17 protein-coding genes are annotated in these 16,173 nt (G+C 71.3%); 10 read left to right on the top strand and 7 right to left on the bottom strand.

The genetic code is table 11. The features are described from left to right. Positions 1-58 precede the first annotated feature (58 nt). From CRP55_RS53015 to CRP55_RS15710, 4 genes are all read left to right on the top strand, one after another. A complete protein-coding gene (locus CRP55_RS53015; RefSeq protein ID WP_179855184.1) occupies positions 59-232 on the top strand; it encodes a hypothetical protein in 174 nt (57 codons plus the stop codon). A 147-nt stretch (positions 233-379) separates the two neighbouring features. Continuing rightward, positions 380-901: a GNAT family N-acetyltransferase gene (locus CRP55_RS15720; protein ID WP_097320639.1), complete on the top strand. Its 522-nt coding sequence runs from the start codon at positions 380-382 to the stop codon at positions 899-901. 64 nt (positions 902-965) lie between these two features. Further along, positions 966-1,940, top strand: coding sequence for an RNA polymerase subunit sigma-70 (locus tag CRP55_RS15715; protein ID WP_097320636.1), 975 nt, complete (start codon positions 966-968; stop codon positions 1,938-1,940). 5 nt (positions 1,941-1,945) lie between these two features. Then, positions 1,946-2,335 carry a DUF6069 family protein gene (locus tag CRP55_RS15710; RefSeq protein WP_245923013.1) on the top strand — a complete coding sequence of 130 codons (390 nt, stop codon included), beginning with the start codon at positions 1,946-1,948 and terminating at the stop codon, positions 2,333-2,335. On the opposite strand, the gene CRP55_RS15705 is transcribed toward CRP55_RS15710, so the two are convergent. Beyond that, positions 2,298-2,753 (bottom strand): hypothetical protein, encoded by a 456-nt coding sequence (locus CRP55_RS15705; RefSeq protein ID WP_097320633.1) that lies wholly within the window; start codon positions 2,751-2,753, stop codon positions 2,298-2,300. The genes CRP55_RS15710 and CRP55_RS15705 overlap by 38 nt on opposite strands. A 272-nt stretch (positions 2,754-3,025) precedes the next feature. On the opposite strand from CRP55_RS15705, the gene CRP55_RS15695 reads away from it, so the two are divergent. Continuing rightward, positions 3,026-3,238, top strand: a complete 213-nt coding sequence (locus CRP55_RS15695; protein WP_097320631.1) for a hypothetical protein — start codon at positions 3,026-3,028, stop codon at positions 3,236-3,238. Here CRP55_RS15695 and CRP55_RS15690 read toward each other — a convergent pair. Then, complete coding sequence (locus CRP55_RS15690; protein ID WP_097320630.1) at positions 3,235-4,608, bottom strand: alpha/beta hydrolase family protein; 1,374 nt, start codon at positions 4,606-4,608, stop codon at positions 3,235-3,237. The two genes, CRP55_RS15695 and CRP55_RS15690, sit on opposite strands and share 4 nt — an antisense overlap. Before the next feature lie 127 nt (positions 4,609-4,735). Here CRP55_RS15690 and CRP55_RS15685 point away from each other — a divergent pair, with 127 nt between their 5' ends. Further along, positions 4,736-6,427 carry a long-chain-fatty-acid--CoA ligase gene (locus CRP55_RS15685; RefSeq protein ID WP_097320629.1) on the top strand — a complete coding sequence of 564 codons (1,692 nt, stop codon included), beginning with the start codon at positions 4,736-4,738 and terminating at the stop codon, positions 6,425-6,427. Positions 6,428-6,438: 11 nt separating this feature from the next. Continuing rightward, positions 6,439-7,506 carry a magnesium and cobalt transport protein CorA gene (locus tag CRP55_RS15680; protein ID WP_097320627.1) on the top strand — a complete coding sequence of 356 codons (1,068 nt, stop codon included), beginning with the start codon at positions 6,439-6,441 and terminating at the stop codon, positions 7,504-7,506. Here the strand turns inward: CRP55_RS15680 and CRP55_RS53905 are convergent. Continuing rightward, positions 7,457-8,899: an Lrp/AsnC family transcriptional regulator gene (locus CRP55_RS53905; protein WP_218854497.1), complete on the bottom strand. Its 1,443-nt coding sequence runs from the start codon at positions 8,897-8,899 to the stop codon at positions 7,457-7,459. The two genes, CRP55_RS15680 and CRP55_RS53905, sit on opposite strands and share 50 nt — an antisense overlap. A 56-nt stretch (positions 8,900-8,955) precedes the next feature. Between CRP55_RS53905 and CRP55_RS15670 the strand changes: the two genes are divergently transcribed. Then, positions 8,956-9,951, top strand: coding sequence for an amidohydrolase family protein (locus CRP55_RS15670; RefSeq protein WP_097320625.1), 996 nt, complete (start codon positions 8,956-8,958; stop codon positions 9,949-9,951). A 422-nt stretch (positions 9,952-10,373) separates the two neighbouring features. Further along, positions 10,374-10,691, top strand: a complete 318-nt coding sequence (locus tag CRP55_RS15665) for a helix-turn-helix domain-containing protein (protein WP_097320623.1) — start codon at positions 10,374-10,376, stop codon at positions 10,689-10,691. A gap of 5 nt (positions 10,692-10,696) precedes the next feature. On the opposite strand, the gene CRP55_RS15660 is transcribed toward CRP55_RS15665, so the two are convergent. Both CRP55_RS15660 and CRP55_RS15655 read right to left on the bottom strand, forming a co-directional pair. Continuing rightward, positions 10,697-10,948, bottom strand: a complete 252-nt coding sequence (locus CRP55_RS15660) for a hypothetical protein (protein WP_097320771.1) — start codon at positions 10,946-10,948, stop codon at positions 10,697-10,699. 58 nt (positions 10,949-11,006) lie between these two features. Then, a complete protein-coding gene (locus tag CRP55_RS15655) occupies positions 11,007-12,113 on the bottom strand; it encodes an endonuclease (RefSeq protein WP_097320770.1) in 1,107 nt (368 codons plus the stop codon). Positions 12,114-12,291: 178 nt separating this feature from the next. Here CRP55_RS15655 and CRP55_RS15650 point away from each other — a divergent pair, with 178 nt between their 5' ends. Beyond that, positions 12,292-12,600: a hypothetical protein gene (locus CRP55_RS15650; RefSeq protein WP_097320622.1), complete on the top strand. Its 309-nt coding sequence runs from the start codon at positions 12,292-12,294 to the stop codon at positions 12,598-12,600. Here CRP55_RS15650 and CRP55_RS15645 read toward each other — a convergent pair. Further along, entirely contained in the window at positions 12,594-12,812 is a 219-nt protein-coding gene (locus CRP55_RS15645; protein WP_097320620.1) for a sigma factor-like helix-turn-helix DNA-binding protein, read from the bottom strand. The genes CRP55_RS15650 and CRP55_RS15645 overlap by 7 nt on opposite strands. A gap of 63 nt (positions 12,813-12,875) precedes the next feature. Further along, on the bottom strand, positions 12,876-16,166 hold the full coding sequence (locus CRP55_RS15640; RefSeq protein WP_179855183.1) for a TIR domain-containing protein: 3,291 nt from the start codon (positions 16,164-16,166) through the stop codon (positions 12,876-12,878). Between the last annotated feature and the right edge of the window lie 7 nt (positions 16,167-16,173).

Here is a 16,173-nt window from a genome sequence, read left to right as displayed (position 1 = left end):
ATGTTAATGCTTGAACTAATTGGCTATTCACGCCCCGGAATGCCCTAGCCTGGAGGCGATGGGACGTCGATCGTTGCCGAAAGGGCGGTTCTCCCTTCGCCGGGGGTGGCGTTTCGAGCCTCTCGAGGCGGCGATCGCCCTCGTATCGTTCGCCGTCTTCGCCCTTGGTCTGCTGGTCAGCCTGAGCGAGGTGAAGGCGATCGCCGCGATTACGCTCTGCATCCCGACTTGACTATTGAGAAATTCGCGACGGATAACGGCGAGGTCAGTGGCGACTCGACATCGCTCTGGCTGCGGGGTTGTCGGTGTCATCGTGCTCGTGCTCGTGGTCGCGAAGCACCAGTGGCGCTTCCACGGACCACCTGTCGATGATGGACGCATGGAGATCACGCTGCTGGGGCCGGAACCCGATGAAGCGACCGCGGAGCGGCTGGCCGGGATCGTCAATGAGGCGTACGCCGAAGGGGAGAAAGGTCTTTGGCGCGACGGTGCGCTCCGGACCTCGGCCGGTGAAATGAGGGAACTCGCGGCGGCGGGGAAGCTTGCGGTGGCGCGGCGGGGGGATCGCATTCTTGGTTGCGTACGGGTTCAGATGCTCTCGCCCGGGGTCGGTCAACTGGGGATGCTGGCGGCGGATCCCGCCGAGCGCGGCGGCGGTGTCGGGCGGGAACTCGTGCGGTTCGCCGAGGAGCACGCGCGGGCGGCCGGGGCGCCGGTGATGCAGCTCGAGCTTCTCGTGCCGCTCGACGGGGAGCATCCGGTCAAGGAGTTCCTGCGCGGCTGGTACACGCGGATCGGCTATCGGCAGACCGGCACCGAGTCGCTGGCCGACGACTATCCCGAGCTGTCGCCGCTGCTGGCCGTGCCGTGCCAGTTGGTGGTCTTCCGCAAACAGCTGTGATGAGTTCCCGCGCCCGCGGCCGTCATACCTACGACAGGACGCGATGAGGCGGAAGGATGACGTGATGAGTACGCAGATGCGGCTGGAGGAGCTCAGCGAGCCGGCCTTCACGGGGCTGGCCGAGCGGCACCGCCGGGAGCTGCACGTGCACTGCTACCGGATGCTCGGGTCGTTCGAGGACGCCGAGGACACCGTGCAGGAGACGTTCCTGCGGGCCTGGCGGCGTCGGGAGACCTTCGAGGGGCGGTCGACGTTCCGGGCCTGGCTCTACCGGATCGCCACCAACGCCTGCCTCGACCTGCTGGCCAAGGCGCGCCCCGAGCCGGCCAGCGGCGGCGAGGTGCTGTGGTTGCAGCCCTACCCGGACCGGCTGCTCGACGAGCTGCCCGCCGCCGACGCGGAGGCGCCCGAGGCCCTCGCCGTGGCCCGGGAGACCATCGAGCTGGCGTACCTGATCGCCGTTCAGCATCTGGCGCCGCGCCCGCGGGCCGTGCTGATCCTGCGCGACGTGCTCGGCTGGCCGGCCAAGGACGTCGCCGAGCTTCTGGGCGACTCGGTCAACTCGGTGAACAGCGCCCTGCAACGGGCCCGGGCCGGCATGCGGGAGCACCTGCCGGCCGAACGGCAGGACTGGACCGGCGGGGAGGAAAGTCCGGAGACGCTTGATTTGGTACGCCGATACACCGAGGCCAGCGTCACCACCAACATCCCGGTGCTCGCCTCGATGGTGCGCGACGACATCCGCAGCGCGATGCCGCCCACGCCGGGCCTGTACGTCGGCCGCGACACGGTGGTGAAGTACTGGGTCGAGAGCGGCTTCGAGGGCATGACCGGCCTGCGGGCCGTGCCGACCACGGCCAACCGGCAGCCCGCGATCGCCTACTACCACTGGCGGAAGTCCGAGGGCGCGTACTTGCCGCTGACGATGGACGTCCTGCGCGTCACCGGCGGGGCGATAGCCGAGATCTACACGTTCCACGCCGACCGGTTCCCGCGGTTCGGGCTGCCCGAGCGCCTGCCGGCCGAGGGAACGGAGTGACACCGATGGCTTTCGTCGCCACGCTCGTCACGGTGGCCGCCACCACGCTGGCCGCTGCGCTCGCCCGTGCTCTGGGCGTCGACTTCGAGGTGCCCGATGGCGGCGAGACGATCCCGCTGTCCGGCATCGCCGTCGTGACCGGCTTCTTCTCGCTCGTGGGGGTCGTCATGGCCTTCGCTTTCCGCCGGTGGAGCGCCCGCCCGGCCGAGCGGTTCGGGTGGACGGCTGGGGCGCTGACCGCGATCTCGCTGATCCCGCCGTTCCTCTCCGGTGCCGGCGCCGCCACTGTCGCCACCCTGGTCGTGCTCCATCTGATCGCGGCGGCGGTGATGATTCCGGCTCTTGTGGTGTACGTGGTCAGGAGAGCCCCAGCGTGGCCAGTACCGGTGGGCTGAGCTCGACCGGGTTGTCGGCCGTGGGGACGAGCCGCCGCTGCTCGACGGTGTAGTAGCCCTGGGTGGTGTTGACCAGGTTCCACGAGGTGGCGTCGCGGGCCTGCAGGAGCAGGACGTGGTCGCCGCCCTCGTGGAGCCCGCCGGCCTGCTCCGGCCCGGCGGCGGAGAAGATGATCCGGATCGACGAGCCCGCCTGGGGGATGCCCGTGGCCACCCGGTTCACGGCGACAGTGGCCACGGTCTCGCCCGCCTTGTCTCGAGTCGCGGTGACCGTGCCCCGGACGATGGCCTCGGCGCTCGCCTCCAGCTCGGCGGTGGTCGGGTAGAACGGCTGGTCCGCCGTCGACGACGAGGGCGGCGCCGACTCACGGAGCACCACCGCGCCCACCCCGGCGACGACGACCACCGCGGCCGTCACCCAGATCAGAGCTCGGCGCCGCGATACGACCCTCGACGCCGGGGGCCGGCGCCCAGCAGCTCGGCGACCAGGTCGGCGGTCCGCCCGTCGGCCCGTGGACCGGTGACCGCCGCCTTGCGGTAGGCGGTACAGCTCGGTGAATTTCTGCTCAGGTGGAGCGTCGCCCATCGGTCCCTCCTCGACCGGTTCATGTCGGCCGGAGCCCCGATCCTTACCGCCTTGGCTCCTCGGCCCGGGCGATCCCGATGGCGGCCGTCGGTCACACTACGGCCATGGACATCCTTCTCGCGTCCGCGGCGGCCATCGTGATCGTCGTGCTCGCGGTCGCCCTCGTGATCGGCGTCCGCCGGGGCTTCGACGACGGCTACCGCCGCGGCATCGGCCCGACCCGCAAGCGGGCCAAGAGCGGGACCTGGCTGAGCGCCTCCCACAACAGCTCCTACGACAGCAGCGACAGCAGCAGCAGCGGTAGCGGCGGCGACTAGGGGCAGGCCGGGGCGACGAAGCCGGGGTGGGTGCCCCGGGTCCAGCGGCAGCCGAAGGTGGGGGCGGCTACGGCCTTGCGGTTGAGGATGGGGTCGCCGGCGGGGCGGTGGCCTGTGCGCAGCCAGGTGGTCAGGTCGTCGAAGCCCTCGGTCAGCTCGGGGGCGGTGAAGTCGCAGTGGCCCACGCCGCGGATGGCGCGGGAGACGAACAGGCGCGACTTGCCGTTGTGGGCGGCCCGGGAGGCGTACACCTGCTCCATCTTGAAAGGCACGAAAAGGTCGCCGATGTCGTGCAGGGACAGGACCGGCACCCGGGGGTTTCCGTCGACGCGGGGGATGCCGGCCAGGCCGGGGTCGGCGGTCGCGGTGCGGCGCACGCGCAGGACGTCGCGGTTGAGGCGCAGTTCCTCGGCGGTCGGCCACAAGCGGTCGGTGCTGCGGTAGAAGGTGCGCCGGTTGTCGGTGACGTTGCCGGGGGCTATTCCGCCCGTACCACCCTGAAGGCCCGGGTAAAGACCGAAGAGGAAGGGCAGGTCGGCCAGCGGGGGCAGGGAGGAGGCGGAGTTCCAGTACGCGAACGCGCCGTCGAAGCCGGGCCGGTCCCCGCCGCTGGCGCGTTCGAGGACGGCCGACCAGGTGCGCCCGGCCGGCGTGGAGCCGGTGGGCAGGCCGAGCTTGGGCACGATCTGGCCCACCTGCGAGCGCCACACCTGCTGGTAGTCGGCGCCCGGCTGGAGCGGGAACTCGATGTCGACGCCGGTGAGCGCGGCCGCCGTGACGTTCGCGTCGAGGAAGTAGTCGTAGAGCGTGGTGTCGCCGAGGACCCCGCAGTAGGGCATGGCGCCGGCGAAGGCCCGCGGGTGTTCCTCGATCGCCACCGCGGTGATGTGCCCGCCCATCGACGCCCCGGACATGATCACCTGCTTGGCCCGGGCGCCGGTGACCTTGCGGAACACGTCGATCAGGGCGACCGAGTCGCGCACACCCTGGCCGACGTCGTAGCCGTTGGTGGCGTAGCTGGAGGCGGCCCACGCGTAGCCCTGGGACACGTAGTGCTGCCGCAGGTCGGGATTGTTGACGAACACCGTGGTTCCGGTCCCGCGGTAGCCGTGGGCCCAGACGACGAGCCCGCCGTTCCACTTGCGCGGCACCTCGATGCGGTAGGCGGCGCCGCCGGTGATGCCCGTGCTGACCCGGGCCCCGGGCAGCGCGGTGAAGGGTGTCCCGTCGAGGTCGCAGTCGGGGTCGGCCACGAGGTAGCCGGGCTGGGTCGTGCTCGGCGCCGGCGCGGTGCAGGCGGCGGCCGGCGTGGTCCCGGTGGGTGCCGGCGGGATCAGCAGGGCGAGGGCGAGAGCGGCGTGACCGAGCATGGTGTTACCTCCCGGTAACACTTCACGCCGTTCATCGACGGGTGTCAAGGTCGCGGCCCTGATGATCTTGCCAGGGAGCGAGGGGTAGCCTCGGTGAGGTTACGCAACCGTAGGTAAGGAGGCCGGCATGGCGGACGAGCGGCCCTGGCTGGCGGCCTATCCCGAAGGCGTGCCGGCCGACATCGACGAGCCCGCGCGGGCGCTCACCGCGAACCTGGAGGGGGCGGTCGAGCGCTTCCCCGACCGGATCGCCCTCGACTTCCTCGGCGCCACCACCACGTACGCCCAGCTCGGTGACCAAGTCGCGCGGGCCGCCGAGGCGTTGCGCCTGTCCGGGGTCGGCCCGGGGGACCGGGTGGCGCTGATCCTGCCCAACTGCCCGCAGCATGTGGTCGCCTTCTACGCCGTGCTGCGCCTCGGCGCCGTCGTCGTCGAACACAACCCGCTCTACACCGCCGACGAGCTGGCCCACCAGCTCGCCGACCACGGCGCCACCGTCGCCGTCTGCTGGGAGAAGGCCGCCGCCACGGTGGCCGCCACCGCCGAGCGCACCTCGATCACCACCATCATCGGCGTCGACCTGACCGCCGCCCTGCCGCTGATCAAGCGGCTCGCGCTCAAGCTGCCCCTGCCCGCCGCCCGCAAGATGCGCGACGAGATGCGCGGGACGCTGCCGGGCGGCACCCTGCTCTGGGAGACGATGACCGCCGAGGCGCCGCCCATCGACGCCTCCATCCCGGGGCCGGGCGTCGACGACACCGCCCTGCTGCAATACACCGGCGGCACCAGCGGCACCCCCAAGGGCGCCGTCCTCAGCCACCGCAACCTGGTCGCCAACGCCGAGCAGAGCCGCGTCTGGGTGCCCGGCCTGCGCGACGGCGGGGAGACGTTCTACGCGGTTCTGCCGCTCTTCCACGCGTACGGCCTGACCCTCTGCCTGACCACCGCCGTCCGCATCGCCGCGACGATCGTCCTGATGCCGCGCTTCGACGCCGGCATGGTGCTCGACGCCGTGAAGCGGCGGCCGCCGACGTTCTTCCCGGGCGTTCCCCCGATGTACGACCGGCTGGCCGCGGCCGCCCGCGAGCGCGGCACCGACCTCAGCTCGATCAGGTTCTCGTTCAGCGGGGCCATGCCGCTGCCGGCCAAGACCGTGGAGACCTGGGAGGCCCTGACCGGAGGGCTTTTGATTGAGGGGTACGGGATGACGGAGACCTCACCGATCACGGTGGGCAACCCGATGTCCGAGCGGCGGCGGGCCGGCTCGATCGGTGTCCCGTACCCGTCGACGTACGTCCGGATCGCCGACCGGGACGACGTCACGCGCGACATGCCCGCCGGCGAGCCGGGCGAGCTTCTGCTCAAGGGCCCGCAGGTGTTCTCGGGATATTGGAACCTGCCCGAGGAGACCGAGGCGGTGCTGCTGCCGGACGGCTGGATCCGCACCGGCGACGTCGCGGTGATGAGCGACGACGGCTTCCTGTCGATCGTGGACCGGGTCAAAGAACTGATCATCACGGGCGGCTTCAACGTCTATCCGTCGGAGGTCGAGGACGTGGTCCGCGACCACCCCGACGTGGCGGATGTCGCGGTCGTCGGGCTGCCGTCGGAGCGTACGGGGGAAGAGGTCGTCGCCGTTGTCGTCGCCGCCGAAGGCGCGACCGTCGACCGGGAGGCCCTGGTGAAATGGGCGCGCGAGCGGCTCTCCGGCTACAAGGCGCCGCGCCGCTGCGAGGTCGTGGACGAGCTGCCGCGCAGCCAGATCGGCAAGGTGCTGCGCCGGCAGGTGCGGGACGACCTGCTCGCCAAAGCGCAGTAGGCTCGGGTTTCGTGGAGGACCGGCGCACCTGGCAACCGCCGAGGCCGGCCGCTCGTGGGCGCGCCGACCACACCGCGATCGTCGGTTGCAGCCTGTTCGTCGACGGCGTGGCCGTGGAGAGTCCCGGCTCGGCGGCCGACCTCGCGCGGCTCTACGAGACGGCCCGCGAGCGGGAGGGCGCCTTCGTGTGGCTCGGGCTGCACGAGCCGACCGAGGCCGCCCTCACCCACGTCGCCGAGGTGTTCGGGCTCCACCCCCTGGCGGTCGAGGACATTCTGCATCGGGAGCAGAGGGTCAAAATTGAGAGGTACGACGATGTGCTGTTCCTCGTCGTGCGTGCCGCCCGATATGTGGAGCACGAGCGGATCACCGCCACCAGCGAGATCGTCAGCACCGGCTTCGTGCGGCTCTTCGTCGGGCCACACTTCGTCATCACCGTGCGGCAGGGCCGGGTCATGGAGCTGGGCTCGCTGCGGGACGACCTGAGCGCCGACCCGGAGGCGCTGGCCGAGGGCGGCCCGTGGGCGGTCGTGCACGCCATCCTGGACCGCCTGGTCGACGGCTACGTCGACATCGCGGCGGCCGTGCAGACCGACCTCGACCTGACCGAGGCGGCCGTCTTCGACCCGCGCGCCCCGGTCACGATCGAGCAGATCTACCAGCTCAAACGGCAGCTGATGAAGTTCAAGTCGGCCGTGCTCCCGCTGCAGCGGCCGCTGGCGGCGCTGGCCGGCAAGCAGTTCACCGACCTGCCCAAGGAGATCCGCCGCTACTTCAGCGACGTGGCCGACCACCACACCGCCGCGGTGGAGCAGGTGATGGCCTTCGACGACGTGCTGAACGCCCTGCTGCAGGCCCGCCTGACCCAGCTGACGGTCGACCAGAACAACGACATGCGCAAAATCGCGTCCTGGGCGGCCATCGCCGCGCTGCCGACGGCCATAGCCGGCGTCTACGGCATGAACTTCACCCACATGCCCGAGCTGGCCTGGCGCTACAGCTACCCGACCCTGATGCTCATCATGCTGCTCAGCGCGGGCGTCCTCTACCGTCTGCTGCGCCGGGCCGGCTGGTTGTAAGACGCTCGCCGTCAACCCGGGCGACGATCTGCTTGACCTGACGCGTGATCGGGCTGACCTCGAGCCCGTCCACCCCGGGCAGCGCGCCGATCCGCCCGGTGGTGAGCTCGAACAGCTCATCCAGATCACGGCAGTGCACAACGGCGTGCAGATTGTCCGGCCCGGAAATCGCCGCCGCGAACGCCACTTCAGGCATGGAGGCCAGAGCCCGCCCCACTTCCACAACCCGCCCCGGATGCACACGCAGATGCAGCCCAGCCCGCGCGTGATACCCCAGAGCCGCCGGCACAACCTCCACGTCGAAGTAGAGCACGCCGCCTTCTCTCGCACTCGCGCTTTGCCTCGCGCCCGCGCCTTCCCGCGCGCCCGAGCCGCCCCTGGCGTCCGGGTCCGAGCCTTCCCTTGTGCCTTCTCTCGCGTCCGGGTCCGCGCTTTCTCTCGCGCCCGGTCCCGCGTCTTCCCGCGCACCAGGATCCGTGCCTTCCTTCGCGCCTGTGCTCGTTTCCTCGCCGAGCAGGGACTGGAGGCGCCGCGAGACCTGGCCCGGCGTGAGGCCGGTCGCGGCGGCGAGGTCGACGAGGCTGGCCCGCCCGTCTTCGGCCAGAGCGGCGATCAGCTTCTCCTCCGCGGCGGTCAGCGTCCTTGCGGCGCTGACGGATTTGGTGCCGCGTGATGCTCGGCTGAGGGAAGTGGCGCTGAGGGGTGTGGCGCCGTGCGATGCCGCGCTGAGGGGAGCAGCGCTGAGGGGTGTGGCGCTGGGGGGAGTAGCGCTGAGAGGTGTGGCGTCGAGCGAGGCTGCGCTGAGGGATGTGCTGCCGCGCGAGGCTGCGCTGACGGATGTGGGGCCGAGGGAGGCGCGGCCGCTGCGGGTGATGGGACGTTCGGCGTAAGGGCTTTTGCCGGTGGAGCCCAGGGCGGCCTCCTGCTCGGCCGTCAGCACGCCGTTGAGTGCGTTCCAGTAGTGCCCGCGCCCACCGGTGAATTTGCGTAACTGCACTGCTGCCCGCACGCCCAGCACGGCCGCGGCCCGGGGCAGGCGGCGGCCGAGCAGGTCGTCCCTCTCCTCCTGGGAGCGGGAATGGACGGCGCAGGTGACCTCGGAACCGGCCGCGGTCAGCGCCACCCAGCTGACGTCGTCGCGCTGGGCCAGTGACTCGGCGATGGCGGTGACACTGCCGGGCCGGCAGCTCAGCCGCACCAGCCACTGGCTCTGCCCGAGCGCGCCCGGGTCGACGACGCCGACCACCCGCACCCATCCGGCCCGGTGCATGCGGCGGTAGCGGCGGGCCACGGTCAACTCCGACACCCCGAGCACGCCCGCCGCCGTGGCGAAGGAAACGCGTGGATCGATCTGGAGTGCGCGAAGGATCCGTACATCCTCGGCCTCTAACATGACGGAATCCTACGTCCAGCAAAGGTGACGGTCGGGCCGCGACCAATGCTTCACCGGTGACTCTGATCGCCATCGAAGAACACTGGATGCTGCCGGAACTCGCCTCCGCCCTCGCCGGCCGGGACGAAAGCCTCGCCTTCAACGAGCTCGGCGACCATCGCGAACGCCTCGCGGATCTGTCGGCCGGCCGGATCGCCGCCATGGACGCCCAGGGCATCGACGTCTCCGTGCTCGCCTTGACCCCGCCGGGAACCCAAGCCCTTGACCCCGATTCGGCCGTACGGCTGAGCCGCGCCGCCAACGACCTGGCCGCGTCCGCCGTCGCCGCCCACCCGTCGCGGCTCCGGGCGATGGCGGCGCTGCCCATGTCGGCGCCTGGCGAGGTCGCGGCCGAGCTGGAACGCGCGGCCGGCCTGGGTCACGTGGGCGCGATGGTCTACGGCCGCAGCGGTGACCGGTTCCTGGACGACCCGGCCTATGACGACTTCCTCGCGGCGGCGGCCCGGCTCCGGCAGCCGGTCTTCCTGCACCCGCAGCTGCCGTCACCGGCGGTGCGTGACGCCTCGTACCGCGGCTTCGGCCCGCAAACCGACCTCGCCTTGGCGACCTTCGGCTGGGGCTGGCATCTCGACGCCGCCACCGCGGCTCTGCGCCTGATCCTGCGGGGCAACTTCGACCGGCATCCCGGCCTCCAGGTCGTGCTGGGCCACTGGGGCGAGATGCTGCTGTTCTGGCTGGACCGGGCGGACAGCCTGGCCCGGGTGGCCGGGCTGCCGCGCCGGGTCTCCGACTACATCCGCGCGAACTTCCACATCACCGCGTCCGGCATGCTCAGCCCGGCTCTGCTGCGCCACGCCTTGACGGTCACCACCCCCGACCGTCTGCTCTTCTCCACGGACTACCCGTTTCAGCAGCCCACCCGCGAGGACATCGCCGCGTTCCTGTCCGAGTTCCCGTCGCCGGAGGACGGGCAGCGCTTCGCCGCCGGGAACGCGGCCGGCCTCTACGGCATCGACCTCGGCGACACGCCGAGAAAATCTATGATCCGGTGACTAGATTTTCTCGGCGGTGTCCACTAATGTTCCTGGTGTCGAACAAAGAGATCGTGAAAGACGCCGACGAAATGACCGAGCGTCAAGCAGGGCCCGGACCCATGTCGTGGGCTCGCTCGGCATAAGCGGCCACGCCGCACGGAAAGAGCTCGTCGCACGTGTTGGGGCCAGGGATTTGCGTGGGGCTCCGGCGCCGGCGGGCAGCACGACAGCATGGCAAGTGAAGGAAACAGAGGAAAGGGAGGGCTGAACGCCGTTGGATCGCCGCCTTCAGGGGCGGTCACCGCAGTTTCCATCGAACGAGAGGTGGTCTCCGGTCACGCATTTGCGATCCTCGCACCCCAGTGGTGCGGATACGTTCATCCCGTAAACCCTGGGCCCCGGCGATCCGCCGGGGCCCTCGTCATGGAGAAGAGATGTCTATGGCCCAACCCGACGACATGTTCGGCGACGAGGACTACCCCGCCTACACGATGGGCCGCGCCGCGGAGATCACCGGCGCCTCACAGGACTTCCTGCGCCGCCTCGGCGAGGCGAAACTGATCACCCCGTTGCGTTCGTCCGGCGGGCACCGCCGGTACTCCCGATATCAGCTGCGCCTGGCCGCGCGGGCCCGGGAGATGGTCGAGCAGGGCACCGCCCTGGAGGCGGCCTGCCGCATCATCATCCTCGAGGACCAGCTCGAGGAGGCCCTGAGGCAGAACGAGAACTACCGGCGCCAGCAGGAGGCCGGCGCCTGAGAGGCTCAGCTCAGGTTCTTGAGCTGGGCCTCGACCCGCTCGCGGCGCTGCACCAGCACGTCGATGACGGCCTCGGTCTCGTTGATCCCGGTCAGCTCGGTGGCGATGTCCTCCGGCTCCTGGAACCCCTCGGAGGTGTCGCCGTCCTCACCCCGGCGCCCCTGCGCGTCCCCCACAACCCGCCGAAGCTCGGCCAGCTCGGCATCGATGTCCTTGAGTTCCTGCCGCAGCTGCTCGGGTGTCGCTTGATCAGTCATGCCCGCCATCATACGAACGACACCGTCCGAAGCCTGATCACCGTGGCTCACGCCACCTTCACCCGAAGATCGAGGCGGCCCACTCGGGGTGGTCGATGAACGGGTTTCGGTTGTGTTGGTACGAGGTGTAGATGATCTGGTTGCGGTTGCGCTCGGCGGCGTCCGGCGGGTCCTGGGTGTTCCACTGGAGCAGGGCCGAGAGCTTGCCCAGGCGTGGGGCGCTGCCGCCGGTGGTGGCGTTGTCGACCTCGAGGTCGGGCCACGCGTCGTCGCCCTCGTAGCGGACGGCCATGTAGAAGATCATGCGGGCCACGTCGCCCTTGACGGCGTTGCGGGGCTCCCACGAGTCGGCGTCGGTGTAGTTGCCGGGGGCTCCGGTGGCGGCGCTGCCGCCGGTGTCGAAGTCTTTGTTGTCGCGCAGGGCGTTGACCGCGACGTCCTCGGGGCGCAGGTGGTGCAGGTCGGTGCCGGGGCCGGTGGCGGTGCCGAAGTCGCCGTGTGACTTGGCCCAGACGTGTTCGCGGTTCCAGTTGCCGGCGTTGCCGCCGTTGAGGGTCTTGGCCCGGCTGGCGCCGGAGTAGAGCAGGATCACGTTGGCCGCGTTCGCCGGGTCCTGGTCGGTGACCTTCAGGGCGTTCCACACCGCGTCGTACGACAGCTTGGTCATCCCGTTCGAGATGATCGTGTGCAGGGAGCTTTTCAACGCGGCGCCCGACTTGCCGGCGGCGGCCGCGTAGTAGTCATCCGCAGGGGGAGTGGTCGTCCCCTTGCTCATCGCGGTTGGCGACTTCAGTCCCGGGTGGGAGAAGTAGGCGGTCAACGTCCCGGTCACGGTGATCGCGGTCCGCATCAGCCCGGGGTTGGTCCGCAGTCCGAAGGCGCTGCGGTACGAGGTGGTGATCTGGACGTACAGCATGTTGGCGGTGTTCGTCTCGGTGCTGCTGTCGGCCAGGGCGAGCGCGGTGTCGCCGGTGAAACCGCTCGTCCGTACGGTCGAGGTGGCCGTCGGCTCGCCGACCACGTAGCCCCGGACCGTTCCGGTGCCGCTCTGGCCGCTGATCGCCTGGGCGACGGTCAGGGTGGTGGCCGACATCGCGGCCGGGGCCCAGAGCAGCGTGATTCCCAGGGCCAGCAGGGCCGTCACCGCGCGCGCCGTTCTCAGCATGGACACTCCCTCGCATCGATGCCGATCAGCATAAGGATCGGGGCTCGCCGGGAGGGTCATATCAGCTTCGCCATAATCCGGACATGACCGTAATTCGGGCAAAAAGACTAGCCGATCGACCGTGACCGGCGGGTTCTCCGAGGATCATGCTTCGGCTAAGAGGCAAAGGAGTCGGATCATGTTGCTGCAAGGGACCAAGGCGACCGAACGGCCGCAGCGCACAACCGGCGTCATCGTCACCCCGGTCGAGCCGGAGAAAACCACAGCGCCGGAGCCGGAGAAGGTCGAGGCCCACGTCTATCCGCCCCTCACCTGGCCCAAGCCCACCGTCGGCCAGGTGCTGGCCGAGGGGCTCGGCGGGATGAGCAAGGCCGTGCTGATCATGGTGATCGTCGGTGCCGTGCTGATCGGCGTCGCCATGGGCGCCGCCATCGTTTTGTCGGGCGTCGTGCACGGTCTGGGGTTCGACCCCTCGGGCGGTTACTGAGCCCGGGAGACCACCGCCGACAGGGTGCGCATGGCCTCGTACAACCTGGCCCTGACCTCGGCCTGAGGCAGACCCAGAGCCTTCGCCGCCTCCTGGGGCGTGCGGCGGCGGAAGTACGTCGCGACGAGGATCTCCCGGTGGGGCTCCGGGAGATCCCGCAACAGCGACTCCATGGGGGGCCGCCGGGTCGCGTCGGCCTGAGTGGTCGGCATGACCGGTACTCTGCTCAACCCGGGCGGCCTACTCCAGTGCGCAGATGCGGCGTAATCGTCGCGTCACCCGCCGCAGGTGCGCCGGTATTTCAGCTCGGGGACGAAGCGGGCCCACTCGGCCGACGTCAGGCCCCGCCCGGTGATCGCGCAGGCGTACCCGGCCGGGTCGGCGCGCAGGCTGTTGAGCTTGCTGTAGCTCCACAGCGTGACCGTCGCCGGCTCACGGACCGACTGGCTGGTTACCGCCAGCGTGCGCCCGTCGCCGCCGAAGGTCACCTGCCGCACCTCGGCGCCCTTGCTGGAGCGCACCGTGCCGAGCTGGATCGGCGCGGCCGGGACGGCGGTGTCCCACAGGGTCGTCGTGTAGCCGGCCTCGCCCGTGGCCAGGGTGCGCCCGTTGGGGCTGAAGGCCACCGAGCGTACCCACCCGCCCTTGCTGGGCAGGCTGGCCAGCCGCAGCGGACGGGCCCGGTCGGTGACGTCCCACAGCAGCGTGGTCTTGTCGAAGCCGCCGCTGGCCAGCGTGTGGCCGTCGGGGGTGAACGCGATCGACTGGACCGCGTCGCTGTGCCCGGTCAGGGCCGCGAGCCGGGCCGGCGCGGCGCGGTCGGCCAGGCTCCACAGCGTGACCGACGGGTCGCTGTCGCCGCCGGTGGCCAGGGCGGTCCCGTCGGGGCTGAACGCCACGGCCGTGCCGAAGCTGCCGGTGAGCCGCGCCCGCAGGACCGGGCGGGCCCGGTTGGACACGTCCCACAGCATCATCGTGGTGGAGTCGGCGACCACGGCCAGGGTGCGCCCGTCGGGGCTGAACGCCATCGCGTTGGTTCCCCGCACCTCATCGGGCAGGGTGGTCAGCGTGGTCGCGCCCACCCGCAGCGTCCCGCTCTTGGCGGTGACGGTCGCGACCGTGCGGCGGTCGGGCCCGAAGGCCACCGCCCGGACCGATTCGTCGCGCAGGGTCCGGTCGGCGCCGCGGACCGGGCGGCTCGGGTTGGCGGTGTTCCACGTGCTGGCCGTGCCGTTGGAGCCGGCCGCGACCAGCGACCGCCCGTCCGGGCCGAACACCGTGGCCTCGGCGTTCCCGCCCGGCACGGCCAGGGTGGCCAGCGAGGTGGGCGCGCCGGGCGGCGTCACCTTCCACAGGGTGCCCGTGCCCGAGGCGTCGGCGGTGACCAGCGTGCCGGCGCCCGGGGCGAGTGACACCGCGGTGACCGGGCCGTGCGCTTTCACGGTGGCGATGGCGCCGGGGCTGCGCGTGGCCGACTCGTCCCACAGGGCCGCCGTGCCGTTCTGGTCGCCGGCGGCCAGCAGGCTGCCGTCGGCGCTGTACGCGAGCGAGGTGACCTGTCCGGACAGGCCGGTCCGCGTGTCGTACGGGTCGTCGTCCTCGTCGGGCATGTCCGGGAAGCCCGGGGGAGGGCTGCTGTCCGCGGGATCGTCGTCCTCACCCGGACCCGGCGGGACCCCCTGGACGGCCATCTTCGGAGTGCGGTTCTTCATGTTCCACAGAGCCACCGAGCCCTCGTCGAGGCCGACGGCCAGGGTGGCGCCGTCCGGGCTGAACGCCATCGGCGACGCCCCGAAGCTGAGGAAGCCGTCGAGATCGGCCGGGTCGGCCGGCTCGCTCAGGTCGAAGACGGGAACGAACCGCGCCTTGTCCACGATCAGCAGGCGTCCGTTCGGGCTGAGCGCGAGGTGCAGCACCGGATAGGTGTCCTGATCGGTGGGCTTGGACTGCAGGGCCGGCTGCGCGCGGTCGGTCAGGTCCCAGACGGCCGTGCCGCCCGCGGCGTCACCCGTGACCAGCAGCCCGCCGCCGAACACCAGGGCGGTGACCGTGCGATCGGTCGGCAGGGTGGCCAGCCGGGCCGGCTTGGACCGCTTGGTGACGTCCCACAGGACGGCCTTGCCCTGCGCGTTCACCACGGCCAGGGTGCGCCCGTCCGGGCCGAGGGCCAGGATTCGGCCGCTCGCCTTCTCCGGCAGCGTGGCGATTCGGGCCGGCTTGCGCGGGTCGGCGACGTTCCACAGCGCCACCCGCCCGTCGCTGCCGAGAGACACCAGGACCCCATCCGGTCCGTACGCCGAGGCGACGGCCCCGCCGAGCGTGCCCGCGTAACTGGTCGACGTGACGACGCCGGTCAGCTGGCGCCGGGTGGCCGCGTCCGGGTTGAGCCTCTGGGCCGCCGCGCCCAGCATGAGGGCCGTCTTCGGGTCGTCGACGATCGTCGTGGTGGCCTGGTTCATCAGCCGCCGGCTGACCGCGACGCGCTGCTGCTGGTCGGCCTTGGCCTGCTGGGCCTTGGCCTCGGTGGCCGCCTGCCGGGCCAGTCGCTGCTGCTCGGCCGCGATCTTCGCCTGCCGCTGCGCCTCCTCCTTGAGCCCCAGCGCCTCCTGCTGGAGCTGCCGCGCCAGCTCGGACGCCTGGGCCGCCAGCCGCTGCTGCTGCTCGGTGCGGACCGCGGCCTGGGCGGCCAGCTGCCGCTGGCGCGCGGCCAGGGCGGTGGCCTCGTCGGCCAGCTCCTGCTGCTCCTGGGCCATCCGCTCGGAGGCCTCGGCCGCGGCGCCGGCCCGGGCCGCGCGGGCCTGCTGGTCCTTGGCCAGGTCCTGCTGGCGCCGGGCCTCGGCCGCCGACTGCTCGGCCAGGGCGCGCTGGTCGCCGGCCAGCTGCTGCTGCCGCAGCGACTCGGCCGCCGCCGCCCGCGCCCGCTCGCCGTTGCGCACGGCCGACAGCCCGGTGACCGAGGCCAGCACGGCCAGCACGACCAGGGTCACCGCCGCCCCGGAGAGCAGCCGCCGGGCCCGCCGGTGCTGCCGGACGTCCTCACCCTCCAGCTCGTCCTTGCTGACCCCATGCATCGGGGCGGCGAGCTGGGCGATGGCGTCGCGGAAACGGGAGTGCCGCAGGCTCAGGTGCTCGGTGCCGCGGGCCCACCGCAGGTCGAGGAAGAACGGCTCCTCGCTGAAGACGCCCCGCAGCGCCGGCGGCACGGCCGTCGAGCCCTCGGTGAAGTCGCCGCGCTTCTCGTCCCAGTCCCACTCGCCGTCGGTGACCACCGGCAGGATCCGGTCGGCCGACTTGGTGGCGATCCAGTGCTCGATCTCCTTGTTCACCCACGGCGACTGCGCCGCCTCGGGCGAGGCCATCAGCAGGAAGTGCTCGGAACCGTCGAGGGCGGTCTGGATCGACGACCACAGACCCGGCGTCACGGCCAGGCCGGTCTGGTCCCGGAAGATCCACAGCGCGCGCCGTCGATGCCACGGCTTGGCCAGGCGGTGCAGGCCACGCTGGACGGCCGGAGCCAGCCGTCCGTCACCGGAGTGGCTGTACGAGATAAACCCATCGAAGGTCATTGCGGGT

Source organism: Paractinoplanes atraurantiacus, from assembly GCF_900215205.1.
In the GTDB taxonomy this organism is placed as follows: domain Bacteria; phylum Actinomycetota; class Actinomycetes; order Mycobacteriales; family Micromonosporaceae; genus Actinoplanes; species Actinoplanes atraurantiacus.
The sequence above is the reverse complement of the archived record's forward strand: the minus strand, read 5'-3'. Positions and strand labels throughout refer to the sequence as shown.

Bases quoted from the DNA above. Each gene is read 5' to 3' on its own strand.
- CRP55_RS15645 (WP_097320620.1), bottom strand. From the start codon at position 12,812: ATGCCGACCACTCAGGCCGACGCGACCCGGCGGCCCCCCATGGAGTCG.
- CRP55_RS15655 (WP_097320770.1), bottom strand. From the start codon at position 12,113: ATGCTGAGAACGGCGCGCGCGGTGACGGCCCTGCTGGCCCTGGGAATC.
- CRP55_RS15710 (WP_245923013.1), top strand. From the start codon at position 1,946: ATGGCTTTCGTCGCCACGCTCGTCACGGTGGCCGCCACCACGCTGGCC.
- CRP55_RS15690 (WP_097320630.1), bottom strand. From the start codon at position 4,608: ATGCTCGGTCACGCCGCTCTCGCCCTCGCCCTGCTGATCCCGCCGGCA.
- CRP55_RS15695 (WP_097320631.1), top strand. From the start codon at position 3,026: ATGGACATCCTTCTCGCGTCCGCGGCGGCCATCGTGATCGTCGTGCTC.
- CRP55_RS53015 (WP_179855184.1), top strand. From the start codon at position 59: ATGGGACGTCGATCGTTGCCGAAAGGGCGGTTCTCCCTTCGCCGGGGG.
- CRP55_RS15720 (WP_097320639.1), top strand. From the start codon at position 380: ATGGAGATCACGCTGCTGGGGCCGGAACCCGATGAAGCGACCGCGGAG.
- CRP55_RS15640 (WP_179855183.1), bottom strand. From the start codon at position 16,166: ATGACCTTCGATGGGTTTATCTCGTACAGCCACTCCGGTGACGGACGG.
- CRP55_RS15650 (WP_097320622.1), top strand. From the start codon at position 12,292: ATGTTGCTGCAAGGGACCAAGGCGACCGAACGGCCGCAGCGCACAACC.
- CRP55_RS15660 (WP_097320771.1), bottom strand. From the start codon at position 10,948: ATGACTGATCAAGCGACACCCGAGCAGCTGCGGCAGGAACTCAAGGAC.
- CRP55_RS15715 (WP_097320636.1), top strand. From the start codon at position 966: ATGAGTACGCAGATGCGGCTGGAGGAGCTCAGCGAGCCGGCCTTCACG.
- CRP55_RS53905 (WP_218854497.1), bottom strand. From the start codon at position 8,899: ATGTTAGAGGCCGAGGATGTACGGATCCTTCGCGCACTCCAGATCGAT.
- CRP55_RS15665 (WP_097320623.1), top strand. From the start codon at position 10,374: ATGGCCCAACCCGACGACATGTTCGGCGACGAGGACTACCCCGCCTAC.
- CRP55_RS15685 (WP_097320629.1), top strand. From the start codon at position 4,736: ATGGCGGACGAGCGGCCCTGGCTGGCGGCCTATCCCGAAGGCGTGCCG.